Consider the following 26,385-nt stretch of genomic DNA (forward strand, 5'->3'; position numbering starts at 1 on the left):
GGAAATAGAATGACATTATCGCTGATGGTTCAGGGAACGGCGTCTGATGCCGGCAAAAGTGTGCTGGTGGCGGGATTTTGTCGGCTATTTGCCCAGGATGGCTATCGCTGTACGCCCTTTAAATCACAGAATATGGCGCTTAATTCTGGGATTACCGCAGATGGCAAAGAGATGGGACGAGCGCAGATATTTCAGGCGGAAGCTGCGGGGATTGCGCCGGATGTACGGATGAATCCTGTATTGTTGAAACCCACCAGCGATCGCAAGGCGCAGGTGGTTTTTATGGGGAAAGTGATGTGCAGCATGACTGCGGTGGAATATCACGAACATAAACCCCAATTGCTCCAGCAGATTTTGAGGGCATACAACGGGTTAGCAGCAGAAACGGATATCATGGTGTTAGAAGGGGCGGGCAGTCCGGCTGAGATCAATTTGCGTGATCGCGATATTGTTAATATGGGGATGGCTGAATTAGTGGATGCGCCGGTCATTTTGGTGGCAGATATTGATCGTGGCGGGGTATTTGCATCCATCTACGGCACATTAGCCTTGCTTAAACCGGCGGAAAAAGCCCGTATTAAGGGCGTGATCATCAATAAATTTCGCGGTGATATCGCTTTGTTGCAATCAGGGATCGATCAGATCGAAACTTTGACACAAGTCCCGATATTGGGGGTATTACCGTGGCTGGAGCTTGATCTGGAAGATGAAGACAGCGTCGCTTTGCAGGTGGGTAAATATGATCGGCCGCAACAAAAAACAGGAAACTGTCTGGATATTGCTGTCATCCAATACCCCCATATCGCCAATTTCACCGATTTCAATGCGCTGGCAGCTCAACCGGATGTGTTTTTGCATTATGTCTCCAAACCTTCTGAACTCCAGAAAGCCGACCTGATTATTCTTCCCGGCAGCAAACATACATTGGCAGATTTGGTATGGTTGAAAACTCAGGGGTTTGAACCGGCAATTATCACGGCTCATCAGAAAAATGTACCGATTATCGGGATCTGCGGTGGCTATCAAATGTTAGGTAAGCAGATTGTGGATGGGGTGGAATCCGGCTTAACGCAAATGACAGGATTAGGTTTATTGGATACGGAAACCCACTTTGCCAGTGAAAAACAGACCGCACAGGTTAGGGGCGTAGTCATGCCTGCGTTGTCGGGTATGCTGAAATTATGCAGCGAACAACCGATTGCGGGTTATGAAATCCATCTGGGAACCACTCGGCTTGGTCAGCAGGCAACGCCTTTTGCCCAAATATATTGGCGCAACGGCGAAGAAAGAAATCGTGAGGAAAAAAACGGGTTTGATGGTGCAGTGGCTCAAGATGGTTTGGTCATGGGAAGTTACCTGCATGGTTTGTTCGATCAAAACACGTTTACCCGCCCACTATTAAATCAATTGCGCATCAGAAAAGGCGATGTTCCACTGGAAAATGTGGCCTTTAATTACCGCCAGCATAAAGAAAAACAATTCAACAAGTTGGCCGCCAGTATGCGTGAGCATCTGGATATCGCGCGGATTTATCAGTTAATGCATGAACACTCATCTGGCGGAGTGATGCCATGATTTTAGTGACAGGCGGTGCCCGCAGCGGCAAGAGTAGCTACGCTGAACACCTGCTCGCTAAACAGTGCGAGCAGGTGTTATATATAGCGACGGCACAGGTCACCGATGAAGAGATGGCCGCGCGTATTGAGCGGCATAAACAGGGACGACCGACACATTGGCGAACCTGGGAAGGCCATCAAGATTTAGGCTCTGTTATCCGCCAGCACCGCCAACCCCAAGAGGGCGTTATACTAGAATGTGTGACCACATTAATTGCCAGCGTGTTGTTTGACTTATCGGGTGGTGTCTCACCCGATGAACTTGATTTCGCCTCATTGGAGGGGGTTATCCATCACCAGATCGATGACCTGATTGATGCCAGCCTGATGTGTCCGATGCCAGTATATTTGGTGACCAACGAGTTGGGGATGGGTATCACACCTGAAAACCGATTGGCACGCCATTTTGTCGATATTGCTGGACGTGCTAACCAAAAGCTGGCACAAGCGGCTAAAGAAGTCTGGCTGATGGTTTCGGGCATTGGAGTGAAGATTAAATGAAACGACACCTTTTTTGGGCCACACTACAGTTTATGACACGGCTTCCGATCCCGCAAAAGTGGGCGACAGGCGTCGATTTTCGCCAATATTGGCGTGGTGTGCCTTATTTTCCGTTGATTGGGTTCATTGTTGGTGGTCTGGCTGGCCTGGTGTCACTTTCGATCAGCCAGTCGGGTGGGGGAATGTATATCGGTGCGGTGGGTTATGTGCTGGCGTTGGTTTTATTGACGGGCGGGTTACATTTAGATGGATTGGCGGATACGTGTGATGGGCTTTTTTCCTCCCGCCAGCGTAAAGAAATGCTGGAAATTATGCGCGATAGCCGGCTTGGAACGTATGGCGGAGTCGGGTTAATTTTCTGTCTTGCCCTCAAAACATTCGCTGTTGTTGAATTATCTTATCATCCCCCCTTGTATTTGCTTGTCTTGTTGACTTGTGCATCGATTGCCGGACGTACAGCCGTGGTGCTTTTAATGTATGCGCAACGTGACGCCCGTGAAGGCGAGGGAATGGGAAGCAGTTATATTGGCCAAATTAGCTTTTCTGTGACTACGCTGACCGTGTTGGTTGGTGTTGTATTGGTGATGGCACTGGGGAATTGGCAAACCTTGTCGGCAATGATGGTGTCATTGCTTGTGGTTTACGGGCTTGCCCTCTATTTCAATTATCGTCTTGGGGGACAAACGGGCGATACGCTGGGGGCTTCCATTGAGGTGGGGGAAATTGCTTTTTTGCTGGCAATGATCTGGCAATAGATGATTTGGCAATAAACGAAGCCAATCAGGAGAGAATAATCAGCTGCGATTGTTTCTCGTTCGGCATGGGATGAATAAACATGACACTAAAATCATTGCTCGATGCTATCCGACCTCTGGATCGGGAAAATATGGAAAAAGCGGCACAGCACATTGACAGCTTAGTCAAGCCATTAGGAAGTTTGGGGCGTCTTGAAGCGTTGGCGATACAATTATCGGGCATGCCGGGCATTGTTGGTCTACAAAACCTGCAAAAAGAGATTATCGTCATGTGTGCTGATCATGGCGTCTATGACGAAGGTGTGGCTATTTCACCTAAAAACGTTACAGCCATACAGGCACGCAATATGTTGCAAGGATTAACCGGTGTTTGTGTGCTGGCGAAAAACAGTGGAACGCATGTTTTGCCCGTGGATATTGGCATCGATTGTGATCCTATCGAACACATGTTGTCCCTTAAACTCGCGCGGGGCTGCGGTAATATTGCCAAAGGCGCTGCGATGGATTATGAACACGCTGAAATGTTGTTGTTGGCAAGCGCACAACTGGTGCAACAGCGTATTGCAGCAGGAATAACGGTATTGGGTATTGGTGAGCTGGGAATTGCCAATACGACTGCGGCAGCCGCGGTGATCAGTGTCCTGACAGGAAATAATCCCTGTGATGTGGTTGGGTTAGGCGCTAATTTTCCTTCTGAGCGGCTGGCACATAAGCAGTTCATTGTGCAGCAGGCTATTGCCATCAATCAGCCAGATCGCAATAACGCCATTGATGTATTGGCAAAAGTGGGCGGATTTGAACTTGTCGGCATGGCGGGTGTGATTCTGGGAGCGGCAGCTTCTGGTGTACCTGTGATACTTGATGGTTTCTTGTCCTATGCATCCGCATTAGCCGCCTGTCAGATATCCCCCATAGCACGGGATTATTGCATTCCTTCCCACATGTCGGCAGAAAAAGGTGCCGCGCTGGCGCTACGATATTTGCATTTGCAACCCTACCTGCATTTAGATTTGCGTCTTGGCGAGGGTAGCGGTGCGGCTATGGCGATGTCCCTGATTGATGCAGCCTGCTCGATGTATTGCCATATGGGGAAATTGGCAAGCAGTGGGATCAATTTACCGGCGTCAGAAAGGCCGCACGTCATCGCACCGTCTTTAAACATATAAATTAAGTCCGGGGGACTCATTTATCGTTATTGTCTTTATGCGGGGTATATCAGTCTTTGACACGTTTTCTCAATTGATCTTTTACAACTTTGCCATTGGCATTTCGCGGTAAAGTTAAAAAAGTATATCCTTTAGGGCGTTTATAGCGTGCTATTACCGTACAAATATAATCGTCTAACTCCTGCTCCGTGATTGTTGTATTTTCATCGAGTTCAATAAAAGCATGGGGAACTTCTCCCCAATAGGGATCGGGTTTCGCCACAACAGCAACCGCTAATACACTTGGGTAACTGGATAAAGCATTTTCCAGTTCAAGGCTGGAAATATTCTCACCCCCGGAAATAATGATATCTTTTTCCCTGTCGATGATTTTGATATAGCCATCAGGATCGACGACGGCTAAATCACCCGTATAAAACCATTGGTTAGTGATCTCCGGTGTCACATGACGTACCGGATCATAAGCTGCTACGATATTACCGCGGATTGCGATCTCACCGAGGGTTTTGCCATCAAAAGGAACTTCCGCGTTATTTTTATCAATAACGCTTACCTGACCCTGTAAATTAGAGACAATTCCCTGACGCATCCGTTTTAAGACTTTTTCTGATTCTGGCAATGCGTTCCATTCATGCTTATTTTCACAAACGACCACAGGGCCATAAGTTTCAGTTAGTCCATAAACATGCGTTGCATTGATACCGACTTCGTTCAGCAACGAAAACATCATTTCTGTCGGTGGGGCACCGGCAATCAGGCCATAAACGCGACCATTAAAATGCTTTTTATGCTTTTGCGTTATCTTGCCTAAAGCGTAGTGAATAATCGGGGCACCACAATAATGGGTGACGTGATGTTGCTGGATGAGTTGCATTGCGTCTTCTGCATCAAATTTCCTTATACAGATGTGTGTGCCAGCCCGTGCCGCAACTGTCCAGGGGAAACACCAGCCATTGCAGTGAAACATGGGAAGCGTCCATAAAAAGATGGGGTTCTTGGGCATGTCCCAATCCAGAATATTGGAAATGGCATTTAAAAATGCCCCACGGTGAGAATACACAACCAGTTTCGGTTGCCCGCTGGTGCCCGAAGTGCAATTGATACTTATAGCGGCTTGTTCGTCAATCTGGGTAAATGAGAGTGTCTTTGATGAGTGTTCGGTTACCAGTGATTCGTAAGAGATAAATTCATGTCCGGCAGGAGATATAGGAATAGCTGAGTTGTTTTCATCAACAATGATTATCTTAATTGGCTGCTTGAAAGCGACATTATTTAATAGTGAAAGGTAATTTTTGTCGATAAATAATATTTTGGGATGCAGTTTTTCAAAAACAAAATTTAATGTGGCTGCGTCTGTTCGGGTACTCAAGGCATTAAGAATGCCGCCGGCCAAAGGAACGGCAAAATGTAATTCAAGCAGTTCGTGAATATTGGGTAAAATAGCCGAAACGACGTTTTCTTTATCCACCCCCATTTGTTGGAGAGAGATAGCAAGCCTTTCACAGCGATTGGCATATTGGTGCCAGGTCCAACGCTGTTTTCCATCAATGATGGCGGTATCATGACCATTGCTCAAGACAGCCCGTTTAAGAAATAAAAGCGGTGATAATGCAGTGCCGGTATATTCATGTAAGAATGAATTATCGAGGATCATACTCTTCACTCCATATTATTATCGTTAACAAAATGTTATGTACTTTAAAAGTAATCTCTGGCAGCAGAATAAGCAATGTCGGAAAAATTTAAGGAGGATGCTTTATTTCTATTTTTCATGTAAATAATGTGACTTTATTTTGTTTTTTTTAATATGCTGCTTTCATTTATTAAACTTGATAAAGTCACGGTCTAAAAATAAATCGAAGAGTTCTATGTTAGATAATAAAAAAACGTTAACCACTAATACAAAAGGAAAAGCGATGTTCAATTTAGCCGGAAAGATTGCTTTTATTTCAGGTGGCACCAAAGGTATTGGCACGGGAATTGCCAAAGTATTGAAGCAAGCGGGTGCGGTGACTATTATTGCCGGTACTGATGAGGTGAGAGGGAAAGCCATTGCCAAAGCGCTGGAAGTTGATTTCATTCCTCTTGATGTGACTGATCAAGCAGCCTGTAAAAACGTGATTACCCGGATTGTTGAAAAGTACGGCCGGCTCGATATTCTCTGTTCCAATGCCGGTATTTTTCCACAGCATTATCTGAAAGATATGACTGCGGAGGATTGGGATTTAGTGCACAGCGTCAACCTTAAAGGGACATTTTTTCTGGTACAAGCGGCATTGAATGTCATGGAAAAGCAGCGTTACGGGCGCGTTGTGATCACTTCATCAATAACGGGTGAGATAACGGGTATTCAGGGTTACAGTCACTATGGTGCCAGTAAGGCGGGGCAACTCGGGTTTATGCGCAGTGCCGCACTGGAATATGCGGGGCAAGGTATCACCATTAATGCCGTTATGCCAGGTATGATCATGACGGAAGGTTTAACGTCATTTGGTGATGAATTTCTCAGTTATGCGAAAGATATCACGCCAATGCGGGCTTTGGGTACGCCTGAAGATATCGGCTATGCCGCCTGTTTCCTGGCTTCCGATGAAGCGAAATATATTACCGGACAAACGATAGTCGTTGATGGTGGGCAGGTTTTACCAGAAGTACAGGAAGCCTGATTATGTGACAAAGATTGTCGTAAGACAGTAGAAAAAGGTAAAATGTCTATCCAGTAAACACAGGGAGGGGGATTTGTTCTCTTCCTGATTTTTTATTGTCTGAATCAGGTAAGAAATATTATGTCACTGAATGATGAGCGTAAACCTCTTCCACTGCCAAATGGGAACAAAAAAGTCTTGTTGCACTCTTGTTGTGCGCCATGTTCTGGGGAAGTGATGGAAGCCATGTTGGCTTCAGGCGTTGATTTCACAATATTTTTCTATAACCCGAATATTCATCCCCTGAAAGAATACGAGTTACGTAAAGATGAAAATATCCGTTTTGCGCAGGAAATGGGCATTCCTTTTATCGACGCTGATTACGACCGTGATAATTGGTTTGAACGCGCGAAAGGAATGGAAAATGAGCCTGAACGCGGTATTCGTTGCACAATGTGTTTTGATATGCGTTTCGAACGAACAGCACTTTATGCCTACGAACATGGTTTCCCAGTGATTACCAGCTCACTCGGTATTTCGCGCTGGAAAAATATGCAACAAATCAATGAATGTGGGGTTCGTGCTGCGTCCCGTTACCCTGACTTAATGTATTGGGAATATAACTGGCGTAAAGGGGGCGGATCTGCCCGCATGATAGAAATCAGTAAACGAGAAGCGTTCTATCAGCAGGAATATTGTGGCTGTATTTACTCGTTGCGGGATACTAATCGCCATCGTCTGGCTACTGGCCGTGAAAGAATTAAATTAGGTACGGTCTTTTATAGTGCAGATAGCAAGCAAAAAGAATAAAAAAAGCCTGCGCGGAAGCAGGCCAAAAATACGGCAAATATAAAAATCCCTGGTGGTGACTTAGCACTTAGTCGGATTAGCTCTAAACAGTGATGAGTCACCATGACTATATGCGAGATGAGACAGCGTCGTCCAATGGATTGCACAGATCAATAAGAGGATATTGATCGATAAAAACGATCATAATATCTTCGCCTAATTGTGGTTGCGGCTTTTCAGTTTGATCTAAACAAGTTTATATCAAACTGGAAAGCCTTGATTTATGGAATATAGCACTAATGATTAGTTATTAAATGAATCGCTAATCTTTGCCGCATCTGGAGCGATTGGGTGTACAACCAAAACGTCGGCGATAGCTTTGAGTGAAATAGGACTGACTGGAAAAACCCGATTCCAGTGAAATATCGGCGATACTCATTTCGCTATTGAGTAATAATTGATGAGCATAAAGAATGCGTTGTTCACTAATCCAGGCTCTGGGTGAAGTGCCATAGACACTGTTAAAAAGCTCCTTAAAAGAAGTTAATCCCATACCGAATTCACGTGCGAAGTCATTCAATTTCCATTCTTTGAGATAGTGGGCCTCCATAAATGTTTGCAGGCGTTCCACCGGCCGGTTGCTTAATTTCCGTAGAATAGACATTAACAATGCGCCTTGTTTACCCAGGGAAAGCAGTAACAATAACTCTTCAACTCTTAGCTGAACCAAAGCCGGAGGGGAATCATGCGCCAGTAAGTTCGCCAGCCCGCGAATGCTTTCCGTTAACAAGGGAAACTGATTAAAAGGAATCAATCTGGACGCAGGGAACTCCTGTCGCTCTAACTGACTTAATAATGAGCCGAAACGTTGTAAAAAACGACGTAAAAACTCCATGTGTAAGGGCAACCATAAGAGCTGACAACTTTCTGTCCGGGTTTTAGCTGCATAACTTCCGGGGTGGGTAAAAAGGATTTCATTCGATTTAATGTGATAAGTGTTTATACAATCTTTCCACACCATTTCGCCATCAAGTAAAATATATAACCCTCTTTGTTTATGCTCTAGGATATTGAAATCCGGCATAGTCAACTGGATTGTGCAAATACTCTTTTGGTTTAAGCCCGTCGTCCTTTTCATCTAATACTCCTAATTTTCCGTATCGTGAGTAATCATTTTTTGATGAGTGCATGAAGTGTTTTTTTATTATTTAAATAACCGCTGGCATTATATAACTAAACATAAACTAAATAGCCATTGAGAATAATGTGTTTTTTCATGGCATCTAACCATGATGCATTTTTATTAATGCATTGTATGTGTTGTCAATAAATTGTGGGTTTATGTGATTGGGATATATAAATAAGAAATTAAATTTATGTATTTTTTTATTTCATCAATGTGAGAAAATTAAATGACAAATCAGAGGATTAAACTCAAATAGAAGCTTTATCCGTGTAATAGCGCTATAAATCACTCTGTTATAGCATCGTAGATTGTTTTTTATACTTGTACAATGGTAGGATGTGCTTCCACAGCCTGTTTGTTACCTGCTAAGGCATATGTATAGATATATTTTGCTGATGAAATATAAGAAAAAACCACAAAAACGAGAACAATATGACAATGTATCGTTTTTCAGATAACGCTTTTTTATGCAGTGTATGGCTCCTTTGGGGAATTGCATTGGGACTGTATCTGTATGGTGCGCATTTTAGCTGCACTATGACAGCAATTTTATCTTTTTTAGCCTTAGTGTTTTACTGTATGAAAATGAAATTGAGAATAAACGCTATGTTTGGAAAAAAAACAACCGAGGCAGCGACTGCCAGTTCTGCGACTCCCGCTATGGGCATCAAGCCTGAAGAGAAAAAATTACCTGAAACCGAGATCCGTCCCAATACCATTATTGCAAAAAACTCTGTCTTCAAAGGGGATGTCGAAATGGACGGGGATATCCAGATCTGGGGTAAAGTTATTGGCAATATTCGCGTAAAAGGGGGGGCCATTCGGATTATGCATGCCGGTAAAGTAGAGGGTGAGCTGAATGCCCCTGAAATTATCATTGATGGTCATGTTGAAGGCACGTGCTGTGCGGAGACATTAGATATCCTTGAACATGGCGAGTTACGGGGTATTAGCCGTTGCGGCAGTATGTCAATTCGACGTGGTGGATTGTTTTTTGGTCAGTCTGAACAGGTTGATAATAAGAAAAAATCAGAAATAGAACGCGTTGTTTCTATTAGAGAAAATCAGGGTGATAAACCAAAAGTGAAAAGCAACGCGTGATAATCAAGGAGACGTTGTGATTGTTGAATTGGAAACAGAACGGTTGTGGCTCCGGGCCTGGAAAGCCTCAGACAGAGAACCTTTCTTTCGCTTAAATAGCAACCCTGACGTAATGAAATTTTTCCCTGACATACTGACTAAAGCGCAGAGCGATGCTTTTATCGATAATTGTATCCGCAAGTTTGAAACGCAGGGGGGTTGGGGATTATGGGCGGTTGAATTAAAACAGAATGGTGAATTTATTGGCTCTGTGGGGCTGAATATCCCGAACCTCAAATTTCCATTCTCGCCTTTTGTTGAGATAGGCTGGCGTCTGGACAAGCCATTTTGGGGACAAGGTTATACGTGTGAAGCCGCCCGCAGAATTTTTTACTTTGCATTTACCGAAATCGGGCTGGAAGAGGTTGTCGCTTTTACCACAGTTTCTAATTATCGCTCGGAAAATGTCATGAAAAAATTGGGCATGGTCAGGGATGAAAAAACCTTTCTCCATCCGGGCTTGGAAGAAAACCACCCATTGAGGGAGCATGTTCTGTATCGCCTCCGGCGTTCAGATTTTGTATGAGAATGCTGCATGTCATCAAGGTTATCCTCATGGACAGGGATAACCTTGATGAAAATTGCCTTATGTTATTGTCTGGATATGACCAGAGCGACGCGGCCAATGAATTTGATATCGCTGATTGCACAATCAAAAGTGACGTCGCTATCGCTGACCCGAATCTTGCTGATTGGGATTTTGGCAATCTTTTTGATACTGTGCATACCTTCAATGTCCACCAGCCATAAACCATCTTGAATATTATCTTCCTGCGTATCCAGCAGATACCATGAGGCACCATCATCGACAATCAGTGGATTTTTGAGTTCCCTGGTAATCAATTCACTGTCCAAAATCACAGGGCTAACGTCATTGAGTTTACCGCCCGATAATTTTACACGAGAAATGGATGGGGCAATGATATCTTCCAATCGTTCCGCTTTTTTGCCGCTTTCTCCATCTGGGAACATTTCCCCCTGACCCGTGCTCAGCCACAGCAGTGAAGCGCCAGTTTCGAGAGTGCACTGGATGATCCAATCCGCCGGAAAGCTATCACGAAGGTAGCGGTTTGCCATCGTGCTTTTGGAAACGCCCAAATGGTCACTTAGGGCCTGACGTGATTTAAATCCATACGCGCGGACAAGACGTTCAATAGCAGGTCTTCCCCCACTATCGGCCCCCATTTTGATCTCAATATTGGTATTTTTCATTGACAGTACAGATAATAGCTATTAGTATCCCATCAAGGTTCTCGATATGAGACCCGTGATAAGCCCGGATTGGTTAAGCTGAAAACCATTGAGAGATATTGCATCATGAACGCCCAGATTTCAATCTTTATACCTGATATCAAAATATTTCGGAAAGGCCATTCAGAGAATAGTCTGAGAGCTTGAAATAGGGGGAACCGTAGGAAATAGCAGAGGGATCGTTTGGTAGGAAAATGTTGAGGGAAAATATGGCGAATACTGAGAAGGAAAAATTTGCCCAGATTAACCTCGGCCAGCGGCTGGAAGGATTGAATCATCTGTCGAGGATTAGGGCGACATATTGGGGTGACAATGAAAAGGAGTTGGCGCGGTTTTTGGCTGATATGCGTGACAAAAGAGACGGTTACTACGAACAGAATAAACGGGCGTTATCTGCCATTTTCTATCTGGCGAATATTCCGCACTCCCGCCACGATAGTGAATTTAACCATTTTACCCAAGAGGAAAAGCAGGCGCTGATCAAGGCAATGAATCATATTAAGGTTGTTGTCAGTCAATTTCCGAAGTACCTGACATTACCTAATTAATGACAGCTTTCTATACTCGATAAATTTCAGGTTGCAATCCGCAAGACGACGCGAGGCCTTATATTTCCCCGCTGCGTGGAGAAATATAACACGCATCTTGAAGTTGGATGGGTATAAATATGTTCTCTCTCTTTTTTGAACCAATGGCATGGATACGCCAGGCTCTTACTCGTCCTGAATATGGTGAACTTGATGAATAGTAACATTATCACTTATGAACAAAACATCCCGCTGGGTGTTTCAATGGCGGAGCGCCTGTTATGGGACGTTAACGCGGAAGATCATCAATGGCGTCACCAATATATAGGACAAGTGCCGGATTTTCTGGCGAAATATTTTAGTCACCGTTATATCGATATTTTTCATCGTTCAGGGCGCCGTGATGCAAATTCTTTCCTGAGAAAAGCGGTTGGACAGAAGGTCTTGCCAAGATTGCAGTTAGTAAAAGAAAGATACCAGTTTAACCACCCTATTGCTGGTATGGCACCTTTTCCTTTTATTGAACAATTGGAAAATGTAGCAACGTATGGTCGCAAACAGCTCTTGAAACTGGCTCACGATATCTCCGTTTTTATTGCGGATAATTATGAGCACTATTCTTTGCGTGTTTCCCAAAAACACTCATCAACTTCTGTTGGTGGCAAAGATGAGTCATTTTCCCGTGTCGCTAAGTTGTATCAATTACTGGCAAAACTGACTTTGCAATGTGGTACTCATCCACCTTATTGGCAGCGTTTCAATCATGGCCGCAAACAGCCATCAGTTGATCAACTCTGTTCTGGCATGTTGCGCATGATGTCTGCCCGCTGGTGGTATTTTCGGTTAAAACGCCTGCGTGATATCCGATCTGAACATATGGCCATTGCCGTTGGGCAGGTACAGCAAGTCGCTTCTCCTTATGTTTCATGCCAGGCGTTACGGGAATGGCTGGAACAAAAACGGCACAATCGTGAATTTTTCAAGCATTTTGATTTGGAAAATGAAAAAGGGGAGCGAATTTCACTGGCAGAGACCGTTGTTCATAGCAACGCAAATCCGGCAATCCGACGTTGTGAATTGATGGTCAGAATGCGCGGTTTCGAAGATATTGCCGACAAGATGCAATGTGTTGGGGAATTTTATACCATCACGGCACCTGCAAAATATCATGCTGTCCAGCATAAGGGCGGGTTTGTCAAATCCTGGAATGGCGCAACACCACGTGATACTCAACGTTATTTATGCGGTGTCTGGGCAAAAGCTCGGGCTGCGTTGGCACGGGCAGGTATTAACCTATTTGGTTTCCGTGTGGTGGAACCACATCATGATGGTACTCCTCATTGGCATATGGTGCTGTTTATGTTGCCGGAGCATTTGCAGCAAGTCAGAAGGCTCCTTGAGCATTACGCCTGTCAGGAAGAACAGGGCGAATTAGAGGACGATGAAGCCAAAAAAGTGCGTTTTAATTATCGGGCGATCGATCCCAGTAAAGGCAGCGCAACAGGCTATATTGCCAAGTACATTTCCAAAAACATTGACGGTTATGCGTTGGAAGAAGAAAAAGACCATGAAACCGGCGAACCCCTGCGCGATATGGCAAAATCAGTGACTGCCTGGGCGAGTCGCTGGCGTATTCGCCAATTTCAACAAATCGGTGGCGCTCCCGTTTCGGTTTGGCGCGAATTGCGTCGGCTCAGGGAAGTACGCCTGTCTGACCACAAGATAAATGCAGTGTTACAAGCGGCAGATGAAGGAAATTGGGCTGCTTATACCCAAGCACAGGGCGGACCTTGGGTTTCACGTCGTGATTTAATTATTCGTTTATCTTACAAAAATATCCCTTTTGGCAGTCCTTACGGTGAGGATGTTCAATCCATACAAGGTGTGACCTCACCATTTTTGTCCCACGCCGAATTTATTTGTACGCGAACCCACCAATGGACCCTCGTGCCAAAATCAGAATCGACGGCTACCTCTGAACGAATTGTCTATAAAAGACGCATAAAATTTTCCTCTTGGAGTTCTGTCAATAACTGTACGGATGAACAGGTAAATAGAAAGAGAGCAGGTTATCCAGACCATAGAATTGTCGTAGCAGAAAAATCAATCAAATTGGCAAATATTTCTGCTAAAACAACAAACAATAGTCACTAACTATTAAATTTAATGACTAAAACAGGCAAAAAATACTTTAATTTTAGTCTTATTACGTGTACTGTATATACATACAGTTTCTTATATAGAGGCAGATAGATCAGTGGAATCTCTTATAGAATCATTGGTAGCGCAACGTATCAATTTCATTGCTAGAATGGCAACAAGTTGCGAATGCAATCATGCGGAAGACAAAGAGCTGGCACTGGTTTGGATAGCAGAGCTATCTGCACCTTATGAAAAAAGGTTTAACAGTTACCAGAGTAACCAGGGAAGCGATCTGTTAGGGAATTCGGGTGCAATAATAGAAGAATAGATTTGGCAGCGGGGGAAATCATGCGAGTAGAGATACTTTTCGATAAACGAGCTAATGTTTCTGAATCAGTCATATCTTCATTAGAAAGTGAACTAAAAAAAAGAATATTACCACACTATCCTGATACGAATTTTAGAGTTGAAATTAGCAGCAGCACCTCCGTGAGGGTGACAGGGACTAAAAAAAGTAGTGAACACGACCACATGATGGAACTCATTCAAGAGGTTTGGGAGGATGATAGTTGGCTATCTGATTAACGCTGACAAAGGGGCAATATCCTCCAATGAATAGCCTCCAATGAATAGCCTCCAATGAATATCCTCCAATGAATAGTAGTCATTGTAATAAGAGATAATCGCCAAGGGGCAGGAAATGATTTCCTGTCCCTTGGTTTATGTACCACTCACCTGACAATCCCACCGCATTGAGGCATTTTGCTAATTATTTGATCATAACTCTCCGATTTACTAACTGACTTTTGCAAAGAGGAAGGAGAGTGTATGCAAGTTATCGCACAACAAAATGAGACAGTTGATGCCATTTGCTGGCGTCATTATGGTCGTACATTGGGAATGACTGAGCGTGTGTTGCTGGCAAACCCGGGATTGGCTGATTTTGGCGCGGTACTGCCGCATGGAACGAAAGTTGAAATGCCAGAATTTATGCCGGTCGCCAGTAAACCTATTATCCAGCTTTGGGATTAAGGGGAGGTTGAACGGGTTTGTTGGGAATTAATACACTAAAAACGATGCCCTTAATGATGAGCCTGGTCATTGGCGGAAGCCTTGGCTGGTGGGGGCATCGCTCCCTGTTTCTCAGCGAAGTGGCGGGTTTGAAACAGCAACAGGCTGCGCAGCTTGCTGCCATCAACCAAAAAGCCTATTCAGAAACGTTGGCAGCTATTGGGCAAATGAAAGATGCGCAAAACCGGGCTGCACAATTGGATGAATACTATTCAGGACAATTAGCTCATGTCACCGAAAAAAATGCGGCTTTACGTGCTGACATTATTGCTGGTCATCGGCGGGTGCAAATCGCCGCCGCCAACCTTGCTACCTGTCAGCTCACCCAAAACCGAGATACCGGCACCCGCCGCCTGGGCGATGGAACCCAAGTCGAACTCACTGCAAACGCTGGACACGCTATTTACGATATCCGAACCGGCATCATCAAAGATCAGGCCAAATTAGATTATTTACAACAGTATGTACGGGATGTTGTTCGGCAGTGTCAATCGGAATGAGCGCATCTTATTGCAATGCGGTTTTCAAGGCCTTCTTTCATTCCAAAGAAGGCCTTTTATTTTATTGATTTAAAAAGATTTTTATTCTGGATTTGTATGCTGTTTCTTACAAACACAGTTTAATGTCCGGCCTGCTGTTTCATGGCATTCTTACGTCATGAACACACAACTCACTGAACTGACGCGCTTATTGCGCAACCTGATCCGAACCGGCGTTATTACCCAAGTGGATACCACAAAGGGAATGTGCCGAGTAGCGACAGGCAATCTTGAAACCAACTGGCTGCACTGGTTGACATCCAGAGCGGGAAACTCCCGCACATGGTGGGCGCCCAGTGTCGGTGAGCAGGTTTTATTACTGTCCATAGGCGGAGAACTGACCACCGCCTTTGTATTGCCTGCGATTTTTTCAGATGAGTTTCCGGCACCATCAACATCACCTGAAGCGACGCATATCAAGTTTCCCGATGGTGCCGTGATGGAATATGAACCGCAATCTGGCGCATTGACTGTGACTGGTATTAAAACCGCGACAGTAACTGCTTCGGATTCCGTCCATATTACCGCGCCGGAAATCACCTGTGTCGCCAGCACCCGAATTACGCTGGATACACCGGAAGTCATCTGCACGCAGCTAATGAGCACAGGCAACTTGATCGTGCGCAACGGCGGCAAAATGACGGGCAATATTGAACACACCGGAGGCACATTCAGTTCCAACGGCGTGGTCGTGGATTCCCATAAACACACCGGCATCCGGTCAGGCGGTGACACATCAGGAGGCCCCGTATGATGTACCTGGGAATGAATCGGCAGACGGGCCGAGAGCTGACAGATTTGGCCCATATCCGGCAATCCGTCAGCGATATTTTATTAACCCCTGTGGGCAGCCGTATTGCGCGCCGTCCCTACGGTTCTTTGCTGCCAGAACTGATTGACTGGCCACAAAACGCAGCGCTTCGGCTTCAGGTTATGGCGGCCAGCTATACCGCAATCAGCCGTTGGGAGCCACGCGTGATGCTGACCTCCATCACGATGGAAACCCGGCAGGACGGCAAAATGGTGGTGGATATTACGGGTACTTATCATCAATCCGCCAAGGAATTTTCACTTTCTATTCCGGTGAGCCATTCCCGGTGAGGTAATAAGTCATGCCAACAATCGATTTAAGCCAGTTGCCACCACCGGATGTGGTTGAGCCACTGGATTACGAACAACTGCTGGAAGAGCGTAAAAAAGGCTTGATCTCGCTCTATCCAGAAGATCAGCAAGACGCCATTGCACGTACTTTGCAGCTGGAATCTGAACCTTTGGTCAAGTTGTTGGAAGAGAACGTTTATCGTGAGCTGTTCTTGCGTCAACAGGTTAACGAAGCGGCGCGGGCGGTGATGGTGGCCTATTCAACAGGCAGTGATTTGGATCAGTTGGGAGCGAACAACAACGTTTCCCGTATGGTGCTGCATCCTGCGGATAATTCTACCGTGCCACCGACACCGGCGGTGATGGAATCTGACAACGACTACCGCGTGCGCATCCCACAGGCTTTTGAAGGTTTGAGTGTTGCCGGTCCGGTTGGGGCGTATGAATACCATGCACGCAGTGCGGATGGTCGTGTCGCTGACGCTTCGGCAATCAGCCCGTCGCCCGCTAACGTCACCGTGACCATTATGTCGCGGGAAGACAAGGGGGTTGCTTCCAAAGCGCTGCTGGAAATAGTCGAAAAAGCGCTGAACGACGAAAACGTGCGACCCGTAGCGGATCGCCTGAAAATCCAGTCTGCGAACATTGTGGAATATGAAATTGATGCGGTGTTGTACATCTTCCCTACACCAGAATCAGAACCGATCCGCAAGGCGGCAGAACAGCGACTGAAATACTATGTTGAAGCCCAGCACCGTCTGGGGCGTGACATTCGTTTGTCAGCGATTTATGCCGCACTGCATGTGGAAGGTGTCCAGCGCGTGGAATTGAAAGCGCCGGTGAAAGACGTCGTGCTGGATAAAACTCAGGCGTCTTACTGCACCAAAACTACCCTGACGATGGGAGGCTCGGATGAGTGATCGCCTCCTGCCGATGGGTTCGACTCAGCTAGAACTTGCGGCGGCCAAAGCCTGCGCTGAATTGCAGAAGGTCAAGGTTCCGTTACGTGAGCTGTGGGACCCAGACACGTGTCCGGCATCACTACTGCCTTATCTGGCCTGGGCGTGGTCAGTTGATCGCTGGGACGAACGTTGGTCTGAGAGTACCAAAAGGGAAGTGATCAAAAGCTCGCTATTCCTGCATAAACATAAAGGAACGATTGGTGCGATCCGGCGGGTTGTCGAGCCATTGGGTTATCTCATCCGCGTAAAAGAGTGGTGGCAGACCAACGATGCTCCGGGCACCTTCCGGTTGGATATCGGTGTACTGGAAAGCGGTATCACCCATGAAATGTTCGAGGAGCTGGAAAACCTGATTTTTGATGCCAAGCCAGTGAGCCGACATTTGATTGGGTTGGACATCAACCTGGATACCCGCGGTGGATATCACTATTCGGCGGCGACTTACAGTGGTGACGAACTGACGGTTTATCCTTATTTTCCGGAACAAGTAACAATCTCCGGCTCAGAAGTTGTGGGCGCGGGCATACATATTATTGATGACATGAGGATTAGATCATGAGTACCAAATATTTTGCGCTATTGACGCAGTTAGGCGCAGATAAGTTAGCAAATGCGGCGGCATTGGGTACTAAAATTGAAATTACCCATATGGCCGTTGGTGATGGTGGTGGCGGCAGCCTGCCGACGCCGGACACTAAACAAACCAAATTGATTAATGAAAAGCGTCGTGCAGCGATTAACACGCTGAACATTGATCCCAAAAACACCAACCAAATTGTTGCAGAACAGGTTATTCCTGAAAACGAAGGTGGCTGGTGGATCCGTGAGATTGGCCTGTTTGACAAAGACGGCATTCTGATTGCCGTAGGTAACTGTGCGGAAACCTACAAACCCCAGTTGCAGGAAGGTTCCGGCCGCACCCAGACTATTCGCATGATTTTGATTGTCAGCAGCGCTAACGCGGTGACATTAAAAGTTGACCCGTCCGTGATTTTGGCTACGCGTGAGTATGTGGATGATTCCATTAATAAACATGCCAACAGCCGTAACCACCCTGACGCGACGCTGAATGAGAAGGGTTTTGTGATCCTGAGCAGCGCAGTGGACAGCAATAGCGAAACGCATGCAGCAACCCCGAAAGCGGTAAAGGCGGCGTATGATTTGGCGAAGGCGGCGGAGAATAATGCCAATGGCCGCGTTCCGGCAGGGCGTAAGGTGAATGGTAAGGCGCTATCGGCGGATATTGCCCTGAATGCGGGGGATGTTGGCGCGTATAACACAGCCCAAACTGACGCTAAAGTGAGTGAGGCTAGATCATTAGCTAACACTGCAAACCAAAATGCGGCTAATGCAAATAATAATGCCAACACACGTTTGGAGAAAAACAAGAACGGAGCGGATATTCCAAACAAACCGGAGTTTGTAGAAAACCTCGGTTTAGCGGGAACCGTGGAGCAGGCGCAAAATGCCGTGCCGAATTCAAGGAAAATTAACGGGAAATTACTTGTAAATGATATCACCCTGAATGCAGAAGATGTACAGGGTGAACCCCGTTTTAACACGACAATAGACCTGACAGGGTTGAGCAGTGACCGCTATTACCCCGTATGGTGGCGTTTTCCGGCGAATGATGGAGCAAATTCGTGGTTAACGATTCATCGCTGGTACGCTGAAGACCAAGCAAAAGAACCTTTTGGTAAAGGGGTGACCCACCTTGCCGGACTGTCGTTGCAGATTGAAGGGGGAGATGTTCCATGGGGAGGCGATGCCCAGTACCTGAATATTAAACGGATTCGCCAAACCTACCGTAATACCGTCAAAAATATTCGCCATGGCATGATGTGTATAGCGAGGCCGATTGAGGGTAAGTACCCGCTTTATCAGGGTGCAAAATCCGGTGATATTGTAACATGCTATACGCGTAGTGGCTGTTATTTACGAGGCGGCTTGACTTATCATGTGACAAGCAATTTTTCCGGCATTCATTATTCCCGTGAAGAAGGGGAAATTGAAGTCGATAACTCATTACAATCCCATAATAACTTTGAGATTAAATGGACAGCTAAATCTTACACTATTGATGATCCTCTGTTAGGAAAAGATTACGATGATACTGTTCTGCCATATGCCCATGATTATGCAGAAACCATTAATCTAGCCAAGAATGCTTACCCTAAAACTGGGGGGAGAATCGAAGGGAAAGTGGATGTTTCCAGTGATATCGAAGCAACTGGCTGGATTGGCGGAAAAGAGCTGTGGGAACGTAAGTCCGACGGTGGCTGGGTGCGAGCATATAGCCCTCAGAATAAACCAACTGCGGAAGAAATTCAGGTTGAGCCGCGTCTTAACACGACCATTGACCTGACCGGATTGAGCAGTGACCGTTATTATCCCGTATGGTGGCGTTTTCCATCGAATGATGGAGCAAATTCGTGGCTAACTATTCATCGCTGGTACGCTGAAGACCAAGCAAAAGAGCCTTTTGGTAAAGGGGTAACCCATCTTGCCGGATTATCATTACAGATCGAAGGGGGAGATGTCCCTTGGGGAGGGGATGCTCACTACCTAAATATTAAACGAATTCATCAACGATACCGTAAAACGGTGCGAAATGTACGTCATGGCATGATGAGTATTGCCAGACCGATTGAGGACAAATTTCCTCTCTATGGCGGTGTTAAATCCGGCGATATTGTTACATGTTATATGTATAGCGGTTGTTATTTACGGGGTGGACTAACCTATCATGTCACCAGTAATTTTGACGGTATCCATTATTCCCGTGAAGAAGGAGAAGTAGAAATATGGAAAGCCGATAGTCCTAGTGAATGGGAAATAAAGTGGATGGTGAAGTCCTATGCCATTGATGATCCTATATTAGGAGAAGAATATGCTGATATTGTAACACCATATACATATGATTTTTTAGATATGGTATACCCGATAGGAATAGTTGCATGGTTCGCCAAGAATAAAAACCCGAATGATCTTTTTCCTAAAACACAATGGAAATATATTGGTGAAAATAAAACAATTCGTTTGGCTAATCAAAATGGTTCCAATGTACTTTCTGTCGGTGGAAATGATTCAATAACACTCACGAGTGCACAAATACCATCACATAATCATTCATTCAATGCTACAACTAGTAATTTTGATTATGGTACTAAGACTACTAATTCTAATGGGAATCACTTCCATGACAGTGGATGGGGGGAGGCTTCTGGTGCCCGATATGGAAATTATGATAATACGAGAAATAATGTAGGTTCTAGTAGTACTGATTGGGATAATTATAAGCATAAAACCAGCACTGAAGGTGCTCATACGCATACAATGCATATTGGAGCACACACACACTCAGTGTCAGGCACAACGGGAAATACGGGTAGTAACTCAGCTATAAATATTACTAACTCACATGTCATGTTAATGGGATGGTATAGAACAGCATAGCAATATATTTTTACTGACTTTTATGTATTCTCATTATTAATAACAATCAGGGGCATATGCCCCTGATAATTACTCTGGTTTTTTAGGCCAGTTAATATTTGGAACTTTTGAACAGTCCAAACGGCTTAATGCTATGCTGTATAATTCCCAGTTATCCAGACGATTAATTTCATAGTTTGTTGCTATATTTCTTTTGATAATGCGCTCTAACCTCATGATTTGTGTATCGGCTCTATTCAGTAAAGATTGCTTCTTTCGCTCTGCTTGTTGTTGTAATTCTTCTTTGGTTGGAGGAGGAATATCTCCCCATGCAGGCAAACCATTATTACCAGATATACGAATTTTACCTTCAGGGGGCATATTACCTACAAATTCTGAATAAACGCTGTCATCAACGTCAATCCCATCATCTGGCCATGAGCCTGCATTAATATAATTTTGTTTCAATTCGTAAGGATAAAATTGATTCTCTTTTGCACTATAAAAATACATATATTCTCCCATTAATACCCTATTGCCAACCAGTAGATAAATGAATTTTGAACAACGCTCCAGTGCTCACCTGTCTGAAATATAAATTTTTCTTTATCGAAACTATGAACTGTTATTGCTGGACTGTTTATATTATCCCTCGTATCGCTATTAGTAATATTTGGCATTATATTGAAACATACATTGGAAAAAGGGATAGCAAATTTTTGCGTAAAGCTTGTTCCATGAGGTATTCCTTTGCTTCCACCTAAGTCATTTGTTTTATATGGATTATTCCACTTTCCCCATTGAATGATAAGTCCTGTATCACCACACTTCCACCAACCATTAGGATCTTTTTTTACTGTATTCTGCAACCCCAGTATTCCTAAGTTACATTTCACTGAACCATCATTATATACTCCTAGCCATTTATCATTAGCCGTTTCAATAAAAACACCATTACTTTGGTCGTAGACTCGGCAACCATTATTTAAATATATTCTGTTAAGATATAGCATGGCATTTTTATCGAAGGCCCAATTCTTCATACCATTGCCACCATATCCTCCAATACGTCCATCATTGTTAACATAAAGGTAACGATTTTTATCCCCACTTCTTATTTGTGATTCTGTACCACCATAATAAGTAAATATATTTCCATTAGCATAATCACCTTTAGTTTGATATTTACTATCAGTTTCCGATTTTGTATAAGCACCAATAATCGCAGCAGTTGGTTTGTATCCTTCATGATAAACTGGATGTCCTTTCACGCGGAGATTATCCGATTTAAGACTCATCCATTCCGTGGTTCCTCCTCCAGAGAGGCTATGCTGCCATTTGAAATATTCGTTACCATTATCTGCGGTTTTAAACCACATATAGGAGTCGATATCACCATCTCCGGTATTTTTAAAACCGATAGCGGCCATGTCCGTATTTCTGCGCCAAGCTATTTCAGTGTCAGTCGAAATAGTAATATTCCCTGTCACCTCGCCCCCACTACGTTGTAAAGCACCGGCCGCCAACTTTTGGGTTTCCGTTAAACCTAAGTTTATCCTCGCTTGTTCTGCAGTTTTTGCTCCTGTGCCTCCTGCAGCTATAGCAACTAACCCGTTCTTGATGTTACCTACACTGTCTACGGAAAATTTAATGTCACCTTCTGGTTCATTTTTTAGTGCCAGCCATCCACCATCACCAATTTCAAGACTACCTGATTTATTAGGCGTCTTGATAAGACTAATTTTGGGTTTCTCAGTATATAAATCGCTTCTGGCAAATGAATCAGTTGCTGCTTTTTGACTCATTACTGTTGTTGTCGATGTTCCTGCTTTTTGTTCTATAAAACCGAGGTTTTCCGAAATCCACAGATCCTTACGATCCAGCCAAGATCCCACTCCCTAATCCCTGAAAACCAAAACCCAGCGACAAAAAAGAGCCATTTTTGCCTGTCAAAAAATAACCAAAAGCCAGAATCACACTGAATAATCCTGAAAAGGATAAATTTTAAACCAAGTAAGGCTCAATAAATAACCAAATTAAGGTTGTTGTTTAACCAATTTAAGGTTCTCCCCCAACCAAACCACCTAATTCCCCCAAACTCAACCGAAATCAATTAAAAACTAACTCAACAAATTGATTATAAACAAAAATATAAACCCACACTTGTACCATCCCCCACACACCGCCAATCGAATGATTTCCCCCGCCCAATCCGCCAATATATCAGCACACCTTAACAGGAGAGAACGCTAACATGGCACAAGATTATCACCACGGCGTCCGTGTACAGGAAATTAACGAAGGTACTCGTACCATCACTACCGTTAGCACCGCTATCGTAGGTATGGTTTGTACTGCCCCTGACGCAGACGAAAAAACATTTCCATTAAACAGCCCAGTTCTGATTACTGACGTTATGAGCGCCAGTGGCAAAGCAGGGAAAAAAGGCACTTTGTTCGCTTCACTGAAAGCTATCGCTGCGCAGGCTCAGCCTGTGACTGTGGTTGTTCGTGTAGAAGAGGGTGAAACTGAAGAAATAACCGCTTCTAACATCATCGGTGGTGTCACTAATGAAGGTAAGAAAACCGGTATGCAGGCACTGTTGGCGGCGCAAAGCCAGCTCGGTGTTAAGCCCCGTATTCTGGGGATTCCGGGTCTGGATTCAAAAGCTGTGGCTATTGAACTGGCTTCTATTGCCGAGAAACTGAAAGCAATGGCATATGTGAGCGCTTATGGCTGCAAAAAAATCGAAGAAGTCATCAAATATCGTGAAAATTTCAAGCATCGTGAGCTGATGCTGATTTGGCCTGACTTCCTGAGCTGGGATACTGTCACCAACAGCGAAGCGACTGCTTTTGCAACCGCTCGTGCTCTGGGTTTGCGCGCTAAGATCGACCAGGAAACCGGCTGGCATAAAACCTTGTCCAATGTGGGTGTCAATGGTGTGACTGGTCTGTCCGCTGATGTGTTCTGGGATCTGCAAGATACCGCGACTGACGCTGATTTGCTGAACAAAGCTGGCATCACGACGCTGATCCGCAAAAATGGTTTCCGTTTCTGGGGTTCACGCACCTGTTCTGATGACGCACTGTTCCAGTTTGAAAGCTACACCCGTACCGCTCAGATTTTGGCTGACACTATGGCTGAATCACACATGTGGGCGATTGACAAACCGCTGACCCCATCGTTGGTACGCGATATTATCGAAGGTATCAATGCCAAGTTCCGTGAGCTGAAAGCCGGTGGTTACATCATTGATGGTCGTTGCTGGTACGACGACAAAATCAACGATAAAGACACCCTGAAAGCAGGCAAATTGACCATCGATTATGACTATACCCCTGTACCGCCACTGGAAGACATGATGTTACGCCAGCGCATTACAGATAGTTACCTGATGGATTTCGCTAAAAGTATCAATAAATAAGGGGCTGACTGATGGCTTTACCTCGCAAACTTAAATACCTGAATTTGTTCAACGATGGCAACAACTATCAGGGCATTGTGGAAGAACTGACTCTTCCTAAATTGAGCCGCAAGCTGGAAGCCTACCGTGGCGCCGGCATGAACGGCAGTGCAATGGTGGATCTGGGCCTGGATGAAGGCGCACTGGATGCTGAATTCACTCTGGGCGGTGTTGAATCTCAACTGTACAAACAGTGGGGCATAGCGAAAGCGGATGGCGTCATGCTGCGCTTTGCCGGCTCTTTTGAGCGCGAAGATACGGGTGACGTAGTTGCAGTTGAAGTTGTGATGCGTGGTCGCTTCCAGGAGTTTGATCACGGCACGTATAAACAGGGTGATAACACTCAGACCAAAATCACCGCCAAAAACACTTATTTCAAACTGACATGGGGTGGTGAAGAACTGATTGAAATCGACACCATCAACATGGTTGAAAAAGTCGGTGGGGAAGATCGTCTGGAGCAGCATCGCCGCGCTATCGGTCTTTTTTAATCGCTTCTTTTAGCAATTAACTTTTTTAAAACTTATTTCCTGTCTCTTCAAGGCGTGAATCATACCTGTTGAGACAGGTTTCTAATCGGATAAACAAGGTTGAACCATGACAGAAACACTGAATACTCAAAATGACGATCTGCGCACCATTGAACTGGAAGCACCACTGGCACGAGGCAACGGCGAAATCACGGAAGTGGTGGTACGCAAACCTAACAGCGGTGCGTTGCGCGGTGCACGTTTACAGGCACTGCTGGAAATGGATGTGGATTCTATGCTGCTTGTCCTGCCGCGTGTGACCACCCCTGCATTGACCAAAAATGACCTGATGATGATGTCACCTGGTGATCTGATTAATCTCAGTGTGGAGGTGGTCAATTTTTTGTTGCCGAAGTCGGTCAAGTCCGATTCCCAGAACGATTAACCGTTGATGAATTGGTGGCAGATATTGCCACCGTTTTTCACTGGTCACCGACAGTCACAGATGAAATGTCACTCTCGGAACTATTGGACTGGCGGCATCGGGCCATTTTAAGAAGTGGTGCAGAAAATGAGTAATATACAGTCACAGCTCAACAAGGTACTGAGTACCGTTGGAAAGCTGACCAGTTCCTTTAAATCTTTTCAACAGCATCAGAAAAAACTGGTAGGTTCAGTTGATAAAATTTATAACCAGTTTAAAAAACTTAATAAGACTGTTGAAGGATTAAAACCCATTGTAGGTTATGCGCAGGAAACTGCGCGTCTGCGTGCCGAGCTTAAAACCTATAATCAAACCATTAAACAATCTTTCTCTGCGCAGAAAAACGCCACTGGAGTGGTGCAAGTCAGCGCTGCTAGCCAATCAGCCAATATCACCCAAATTACACAGAATATTAGACAAGAAAATTCATCCAGTAAAAAGAGTGAATTTAATCTGGGTGTGACGGGTAATATGACTAACAATTTTAAATTGTTAGATAAATTGGTTATTAATATTAATCCTCAGATAACAATTTTATTTGGTATGTTGAATAAAATTAATGGGGTTTTGAATTTAACGACGGGTTTTGTACAGGTAACATTCCAAACATTAATTAATAATATACAAATATTTGGCAATATTAGTATCAAAGCATTTAATTCATTAAAAGTCAGTCTGGCAATATTTACCCAATTAGGCATTCAAGCGTTTGCAAATTTCAGTGCAAAACTGAATTTATTTGCTCAATTAGGGCTTAGCATTTTTGTGCAATTAAGAGCCAGTCTAAATGTATTTGTTCAGATTGGCATTCAGGCACTGAATAAATTAAGTACCAGTTTAGATCTCTTTGCCCAGATAGGAATTCGGGCCTTTATTGAATTAAAAGCGAGCCTGAATTTCTTTGCGCAGTTGGGTATTCTGGCATTTGGTAAATTGAAAGCCACGCTGGATTCATTTGTACAGCTGGGCGTGCAGGCGCTGGACAGATTGCTGGCACCGCTGGATGTCTTTACCCAGTTGGGACTGAAAGCGTTTGAAGAATTAAAAGCCAGCCTTGCCTTCTTTGCTGATTTGGGCGTTCAGGCACTGGACAAGCTGAAAGCCACGCTGGATTCATTTGTACAGCTGGGCGCTGTCTC

At 44.7% G+C, this 26,385-nt stretch carries 28 protein-coding genes and 1 pseudogene; 24 read left to right on the plus strand and 5 right to left on the minus strand.

Going from position 1 to position 26,385, the window contains the following annotated elements; all coding sequences use genetic code 11:
* The first annotated feature begins 9 nt into the window (after positions 1–9).
* From AAY47_RS05800 to cobT, 4 genes are all read left to right on the plus strand, one after another.
* Positions 10–1,575, plus strand: a complete 1,566-nt coding sequence (locus tag AAY47_RS05800; protein WP_047767792.1) for a cobyric acid synthase — start codon at positions 10–12, stop codon at positions 1,573–1,575.
* The gene (gene cobU, locus AAY47_RS05805) at positions 1,572–2,117 is read left to right on the plus strand and encodes a bifunctional adenosylcobinamide kinase/adenosylcobinamide-phosphate guanylyltransferase (RefSeq protein ID WP_047767794.1); all 546 of its coding nucleotides are present in this window, start codon (positions 1,572–1,574) and stop codon (positions 2,115–2,117) included. The genes AAY47_RS05800 and cobU overlap by 4 nt, the downstream gene beginning before the upstream one ends.
* The gene (cobS, locus tag AAY47_RS05810) at positions 2,114–2,872 is read left to right on the plus strand and encodes an adenosylcobinamide-GDP ribazoletransferase (protein ID WP_047767796.1); all 759 of its coding nucleotides are present in this window, start codon (positions 2,114–2,116) and stop codon (positions 2,870–2,872) included. The genes cobU and cobS overlap by 4 nt, the downstream gene beginning before the upstream one ends.
* Positions 2,873–2,952: 80 nt before the next feature.
* Complete coding sequence (gene cobT / locus AAY47_RS05815) at positions 2,953–4,038, plus strand: nicotinate-nucleotide--dimethylbenzimidazole phosphoribosyltransferase (RefSeq protein WP_047767798.1); 1,086 nt, start codon at positions 2,953–2,955, stop codon at positions 4,036–4,038.
* Between the two features lie 49 nt (positions 4,039–4,087).
* On the opposite strand, the gene AAY47_RS05820 is transcribed toward cobT, so the two are convergent.
* Positions 4,088–5,692, minus strand: coding sequence for an AMP-binding protein (locus AAY47_RS05820; RefSeq protein WP_047767800.1), 1,605 nt, complete (start codon positions 5,690–5,692; stop codon positions 4,088–4,090).
* 262 nt (positions 5,693–5,954) lie between these two features.
* On the opposite strand from AAY47_RS05820, the gene AAY47_RS05825 reads away from it, so the two are divergent.
* Both AAY47_RS05825 and AAY47_RS05830 read left to right on the plus strand, forming a co-directional pair.
* Entirely contained in the window at positions 5,955–6,704 is a 750-nt protein-coding gene (locus tag AAY47_RS05825) for an SDR family oxidoreductase (RefSeq protein ID WP_047767843.1), read from the plus strand.
* 120 nt (positions 6,705–6,824) lie between these two features.
* Positions 6,825–7,493: an epoxyqueuosine reductase QueH gene (locus AAY47_RS05830; protein WP_047767801.1), complete on the plus strand. Its 669-nt coding sequence runs from the start codon at positions 6,825–6,827 to the stop codon at positions 7,491–7,493.
* Between the two features lie 301 nt (positions 7,494–7,794).
* On the opposite strand, the gene AAY47_RS05835 is transcribed toward AAY47_RS05830, so the two are convergent.
* The gene (locus AAY47_RS05835) at positions 7,795–8,610 is read right to left on the minus strand and encodes a helix-turn-helix transcriptional regulator (protein ID WP_047767803.1); all 816 of its coding nucleotides are present in this window, start codon (positions 8,608–8,610) and stop codon (positions 7,795–7,797) included.
* Positions 8,611–9,264: 654 nt separating this feature from the next.
* Between AAY47_RS05835 and AAY47_RS05840 the strand changes: the two genes are divergently transcribed.
* Positions 9,265–9,759 carry a bactofilin family protein gene (locus AAY47_RS05840; RefSeq protein ID WP_047767845.1) on the plus strand — a complete coding sequence of 165 codons (495 nt, stop codon included), beginning with the start codon at positions 9,265–9,267 and terminating at the stop codon, positions 9,757–9,759.
* A 16-nt stretch (positions 9,760–9,775) separates the two neighbouring features.
* Positions 9,776–10,324 (plus strand): GNAT family N-acetyltransferase, encoded by a 549-nt coding sequence (locus AAY47_RS05845; RefSeq protein WP_200897739.1) that lies wholly within the window; start codon positions 9,776–9,778, stop codon positions 10,322–10,324.
* Positions 10,325–10,389: 65 nt separating this feature from the next.
* Here AAY47_RS05845 and AAY47_RS05850 read toward each other — a convergent pair whose 3' ends face one another.
* Positions 10,390–11,010: a phage repressor protein CI gene (locus AAY47_RS05850; RefSeq protein ID WP_047767805.1), complete on the minus strand. Its 621-nt coding sequence runs from the start codon at positions 11,008–11,010 to the stop codon at positions 10,390–10,392.
* 248 nt (positions 11,011–11,258) lie between these two features.
* On the opposite strand from AAY47_RS05850, the gene AAY47_RS05855 reads away from it, so the two are divergent.
* The 11 genes from AAY47_RS05855 (at position 11,259) to AAY47_RS23145 (ending at position 20,847) form a co-directional block, all read left to right on the plus strand.
* The gene (locus tag AAY47_RS05855) at positions 11,259–11,597 is read left to right on the plus strand and encodes a DUF5347 family protein (RefSeq protein ID WP_047767849.1); all 339 of its coding nucleotides are present in this window, start codon (positions 11,259–11,261) and stop codon (positions 11,595–11,597) included.
* Between the two features lie 192 nt (positions 11,598–11,789).
* Positions 11,790–13,730 carry a replication endonuclease gene (locus AAY47_RS05860; protein ID WP_072059746.1) on the plus strand — a complete coding sequence of 647 codons (1,941 nt, stop codon included), beginning with the start codon at positions 11,790–11,792 and terminating at the stop codon, positions 13,728–13,730.
* Positions 13,731–13,833: 103 nt separating this feature from the next.
* Positions 13,834–14,046: a hypothetical protein gene (locus AAY47_RS05865; protein ID WP_235428293.1), complete on the plus strand. Its 213-nt coding sequence runs from the start codon at positions 13,834–13,836 to the stop codon at positions 14,044–14,046.
* A 2-nt stretch (positions 14,047–14,048) separates the two neighbouring features.
* Complete coding sequence (locus tag AAY47_RS05870; RefSeq protein WP_053014210.1) at positions 14,049–14,303, plus strand: DinI-like family protein; 255 nt, start codon at positions 14,049–14,051, stop codon at positions 14,301–14,303.
* A gap of 243 nt (positions 14,304–14,546) precedes the next feature.
* On the plus strand, positions 14,547–14,750 hold the full coding sequence (locus AAY47_RS05875) for a tail protein X (RefSeq protein WP_047767809.1): 204 nt from the start codon (positions 14,547–14,549) through the stop codon (positions 14,748–14,750).
* Between the two features lie 17 nt (positions 14,751–14,767).
* Positions 14,768–15,289 (plus strand): lysis system i-spanin subunit Rz, encoded by a 522-nt coding sequence (locus AAY47_RS05880; protein WP_235428294.1) that lies wholly within the window; start codon positions 14,768–14,770, stop codon positions 15,287–15,289.
* 157 nt (positions 15,290–15,446) lie between these two features.
* Positions 15,447–16,082, plus strand: coding sequence for a phage baseplate assembly protein V (locus tag AAY47_RS05885; protein ID WP_047767811.1), 636 nt, complete (start codon positions 15,447–15,449; stop codon positions 16,080–16,082).
* Positions 16,079–16,429 carry a GPW/gp25 family protein gene (locus AAY47_RS05890; protein ID WP_047767813.1) on the plus strand — a complete coding sequence of 117 codons (351 nt, stop codon included), beginning with the start codon at positions 16,079–16,081 and terminating at the stop codon, positions 16,427–16,429. The genes AAY47_RS05885 and AAY47_RS05890 overlap by 4 nt, the downstream gene beginning before the upstream one ends.
* A gap of 11 nt (positions 16,430–16,440) precedes the next feature.
* Positions 16,441–17,349, plus strand: coding sequence for a baseplate assembly protein (locus AAY47_RS05895; RefSeq protein ID WP_047767815.1), 909 nt, complete (start codon positions 16,441–16,443; stop codon positions 17,347–17,349).
* Positions 17,342–17,950 carry a phage tail protein I gene (locus AAY47_RS05900; protein ID WP_047767817.1) on the plus strand — a complete coding sequence of 203 codons (609 nt, stop codon included), beginning with the start codon at positions 17,342–17,344 and terminating at the stop codon, positions 17,948–17,950. Before AAY47_RS05895 ends, AAY47_RS05900 begins: the two co-directional genes overlap by 8 nt.
* A complete protein-coding gene (locus AAY47_RS23145; RefSeq protein WP_083446697.1) occupies positions 17,947–20,847 on the plus strand; it encodes a phage tail protein in 2,901 nt (966 codons plus the stop codon). The genes AAY47_RS05900 and AAY47_RS23145 overlap by 4 nt, the downstream gene beginning before the upstream one ends.
* Positions 20,848–20,916: 69 nt before the next feature.
* On the opposite strand, the gene AAY47_RS05915 is transcribed toward AAY47_RS23145, so the two are convergent.
* Positions 20,917–21,351 (minus strand): tail fiber assembly protein, encoded by a 435-nt coding sequence (locus AAY47_RS05915; RefSeq protein WP_235428295.1) that lies wholly within the window; start codon positions 21,349–21,351, stop codon positions 20,917–20,919.
* On the minus strand, positions 21,351–22,721 hold the full coding sequence (locus tag AAY47_RS22610; RefSeq protein WP_235428296.1) for a gp53-like domain-containing protein: 1,371 nt from the start codon (positions 22,719–22,721) through the stop codon (positions 21,351–21,353). The genes AAY47_RS05915 and AAY47_RS22610 overlap by 1 nt, the downstream gene beginning before the upstream one ends.
* Before the next feature lie 359 nt (positions 22,722–23,080).
* Here AAY47_RS22610 and AAY47_RS05925 point away from each other — a divergent pair, with 359 nt between their 5' ends.
* The 5 genes and pseudogenes from AAY47_RS05925 to AAY47_RS05940 form a co-directional block, all read left to right on the plus strand.
* A complete protein-coding gene (locus AAY47_RS05925; RefSeq protein WP_047767819.1) occupies positions 23,081–24,253 on the plus strand; it encodes a phage tail sheath protein in 1,173 nt (390 codons plus the stop codon).
* Positions 24,254–24,264: 11 nt separating this feature from the next.
* A complete protein-coding gene (locus AAY47_RS05930) occupies positions 24,265–24,783 on the plus strand; it encodes a phage major tail tube protein (RefSeq protein ID WP_047767821.1) in 519 nt (172 codons plus the stop codon).
* 106 nt (positions 24,784–24,889) lie between these two features.
* Complete coding sequence (locus AAY47_RS05935) at positions 24,890–25,207, plus strand: phage tail assembly protein (RefSeq protein WP_047767823.1); 318 nt, start codon at positions 24,890–24,892, stop codon at positions 25,205–25,207.
* 14 nt (positions 25,208–25,221) lie between these two features.
* Complete coding sequence (locus AAY47_RS20465; RefSeq protein WP_071827277.1) at positions 25,222–25,341, plus strand: GpE family phage tail protein; 120 nt, start codon at positions 25,222–25,224, stop codon at positions 25,339–25,341.
* Positions 25,334–26,385, plus strand: a pseudogene (locus AAY47_RS05940) (phage tail protein); the annotation flags it as partial. The gene AAY47_RS20465 and the pseudogene AAY47_RS05940, both read left to right, overlap by 8 nt.

This window comes from Xenorhabdus griffiniae (assembly GCF_001028135.1).
In the GTDB taxonomy this organism is placed as follows: Bacteria; Pseudomonadota; Gammaproteobacteria; order Enterobacterales; family Enterobacteriaceae; genus Xenorhabdus; species Xenorhabdus bakwenae.

Excerpts from the sequence above, each read along its gene's own strand:
- AAY47_RS05800 (WP_047767792.1), top strand. The coding sequence starts at position 10 with ATGACATTATCGCTGATGGTTCAGGGAACGGCGTCTGATGCCGGCAAA.
- cobU (WP_047767794.1), top strand. The coding sequence starts at position 1,572 with ATGATTTTAGTGACAGGCGGTGCCCGCAGCGGCAAGAGTAGCTACGCT.
- cobS (WP_047767796.1), top strand. The coding sequence starts at position 2,114 with ATGAAACGACACCTTTTTTGGGCCACACTACAGTTTATGACACGGCTT.
- cobT (WP_047767798.1), top strand. The coding sequence starts at position 2,953 with ATGACACTAAAATCATTGCTCGATGCTATCCGACCTCTGGATCGGGAA.
- AAY47_RS05820 (WP_047767800.1), bottom strand. The coding sequence starts at position 5,692 with ATGATCCTCGATAATTCATTCTTACATGAATATACCGGCACTGCATTA.
- AAY47_RS05825 (WP_047767843.1), top strand. The coding sequence starts at position 5,955 with ATGTTCAATTTAGCCGGAAAGATTGCTTTTATTTCAGGTGGCACCAAA.
- AAY47_RS05830 (WP_047767801.1), top strand. The coding sequence starts at position 6,825 with ATGTCACTGAATGATGAGCGTAAACCTCTTCCACTGCCAAATGGGAAC.
- AAY47_RS05835 (WP_047767803.1), bottom strand. The coding sequence starts at position 8,610 with ATGAAAAGGACGACGGGCTTAAACCAAAAGAGTATTTGCACAATCCAG.
- AAY47_RS05840 (WP_047767845.1), top strand. The coding sequence starts at position 9,265 with ATGTTTGGAAAAAAAACAACCGAGGCAGCGACTGCCAGTTCTGCGACT.
- AAY47_RS05850 (WP_047767805.1), bottom strand. The coding sequence starts at position 11,010 with ATGAAAAATACCAATATTGAGATCAAAATGGGGGCCGATAGTGGGGGA.
- AAY47_RS05855 (WP_047767849.1), top strand. The coding sequence starts at position 11,259 with ATGGCGAATACTGAGAAGGAAAAATTTGCCCAGATTAACCTCGGCCAG.
- AAY47_RS05860 (WP_072059746.1), top strand. The coding sequence starts at position 11,790 with ATGAATAGTAACATTATCACTTATGAACAAAACATCCCGCTGGGTGTT.
- AAY47_RS05875 (WP_047767809.1), top strand. The coding sequence starts at position 14,547 with ATGCAAGTTATCGCACAACAAAATGAGACAGTTGATGCCATTTGCTGG.
- AAY47_RS05885 (WP_047767811.1), top strand. The coding sequence starts at position 15,447 with ATGAACACACAACTCACTGAACTGACGCGCTTATTGCGCAACCTGATC.
- AAY47_RS05890 (WP_047767813.1), top strand. The coding sequence starts at position 16,079 with ATGATGTACCTGGGAATGAATCGGCAGACGGGCCGAGAGCTGACAGAT.
- AAY47_RS05895 (WP_047767815.1), top strand. The coding sequence starts at position 16,441 with ATGCCAACAATCGATTTAAGCCAGTTGCCACCACCGGATGTGGTTGAG.
- AAY47_RS05900 (WP_047767817.1), top strand. The coding sequence starts at position 17,342 with ATGAGTGATCGCCTCCTGCCGATGGGTTCGACTCAGCTAGAACTTGCG.
- AAY47_RS23145 (WP_083446697.1), top strand. The coding sequence starts at position 17,947 with ATGAGTACCAAATATTTTGCGCTATTGACGCAGTTAGGCGCAGATAAG.
- AAY47_RS05915 (WP_235428295.1), bottom strand. The coding sequence starts at position 21,351 with ATGGGAGAATATATGTATTTTTATAGTGCAAAAGAGAATCAATTTTAT.
- AAY47_RS05925 (WP_047767819.1), top strand. The coding sequence starts at position 23,081 with ATGGCACAAGATTATCACCACGGCGTCCGTGTACAGGAAATTAACGAA.
- AAY47_RS05930 (WP_047767821.1), top strand. The coding sequence starts at position 24,265 with ATGGCTTTACCTCGCAAACTTAAATACCTGAATTTGTTCAACGATGGC.
- AAY47_RS05935 (WP_047767823.1), top strand. The coding sequence starts at position 24,890 with ATGACAGAAACACTGAATACTCAAAATGACGATCTGCGCACCATTGAA.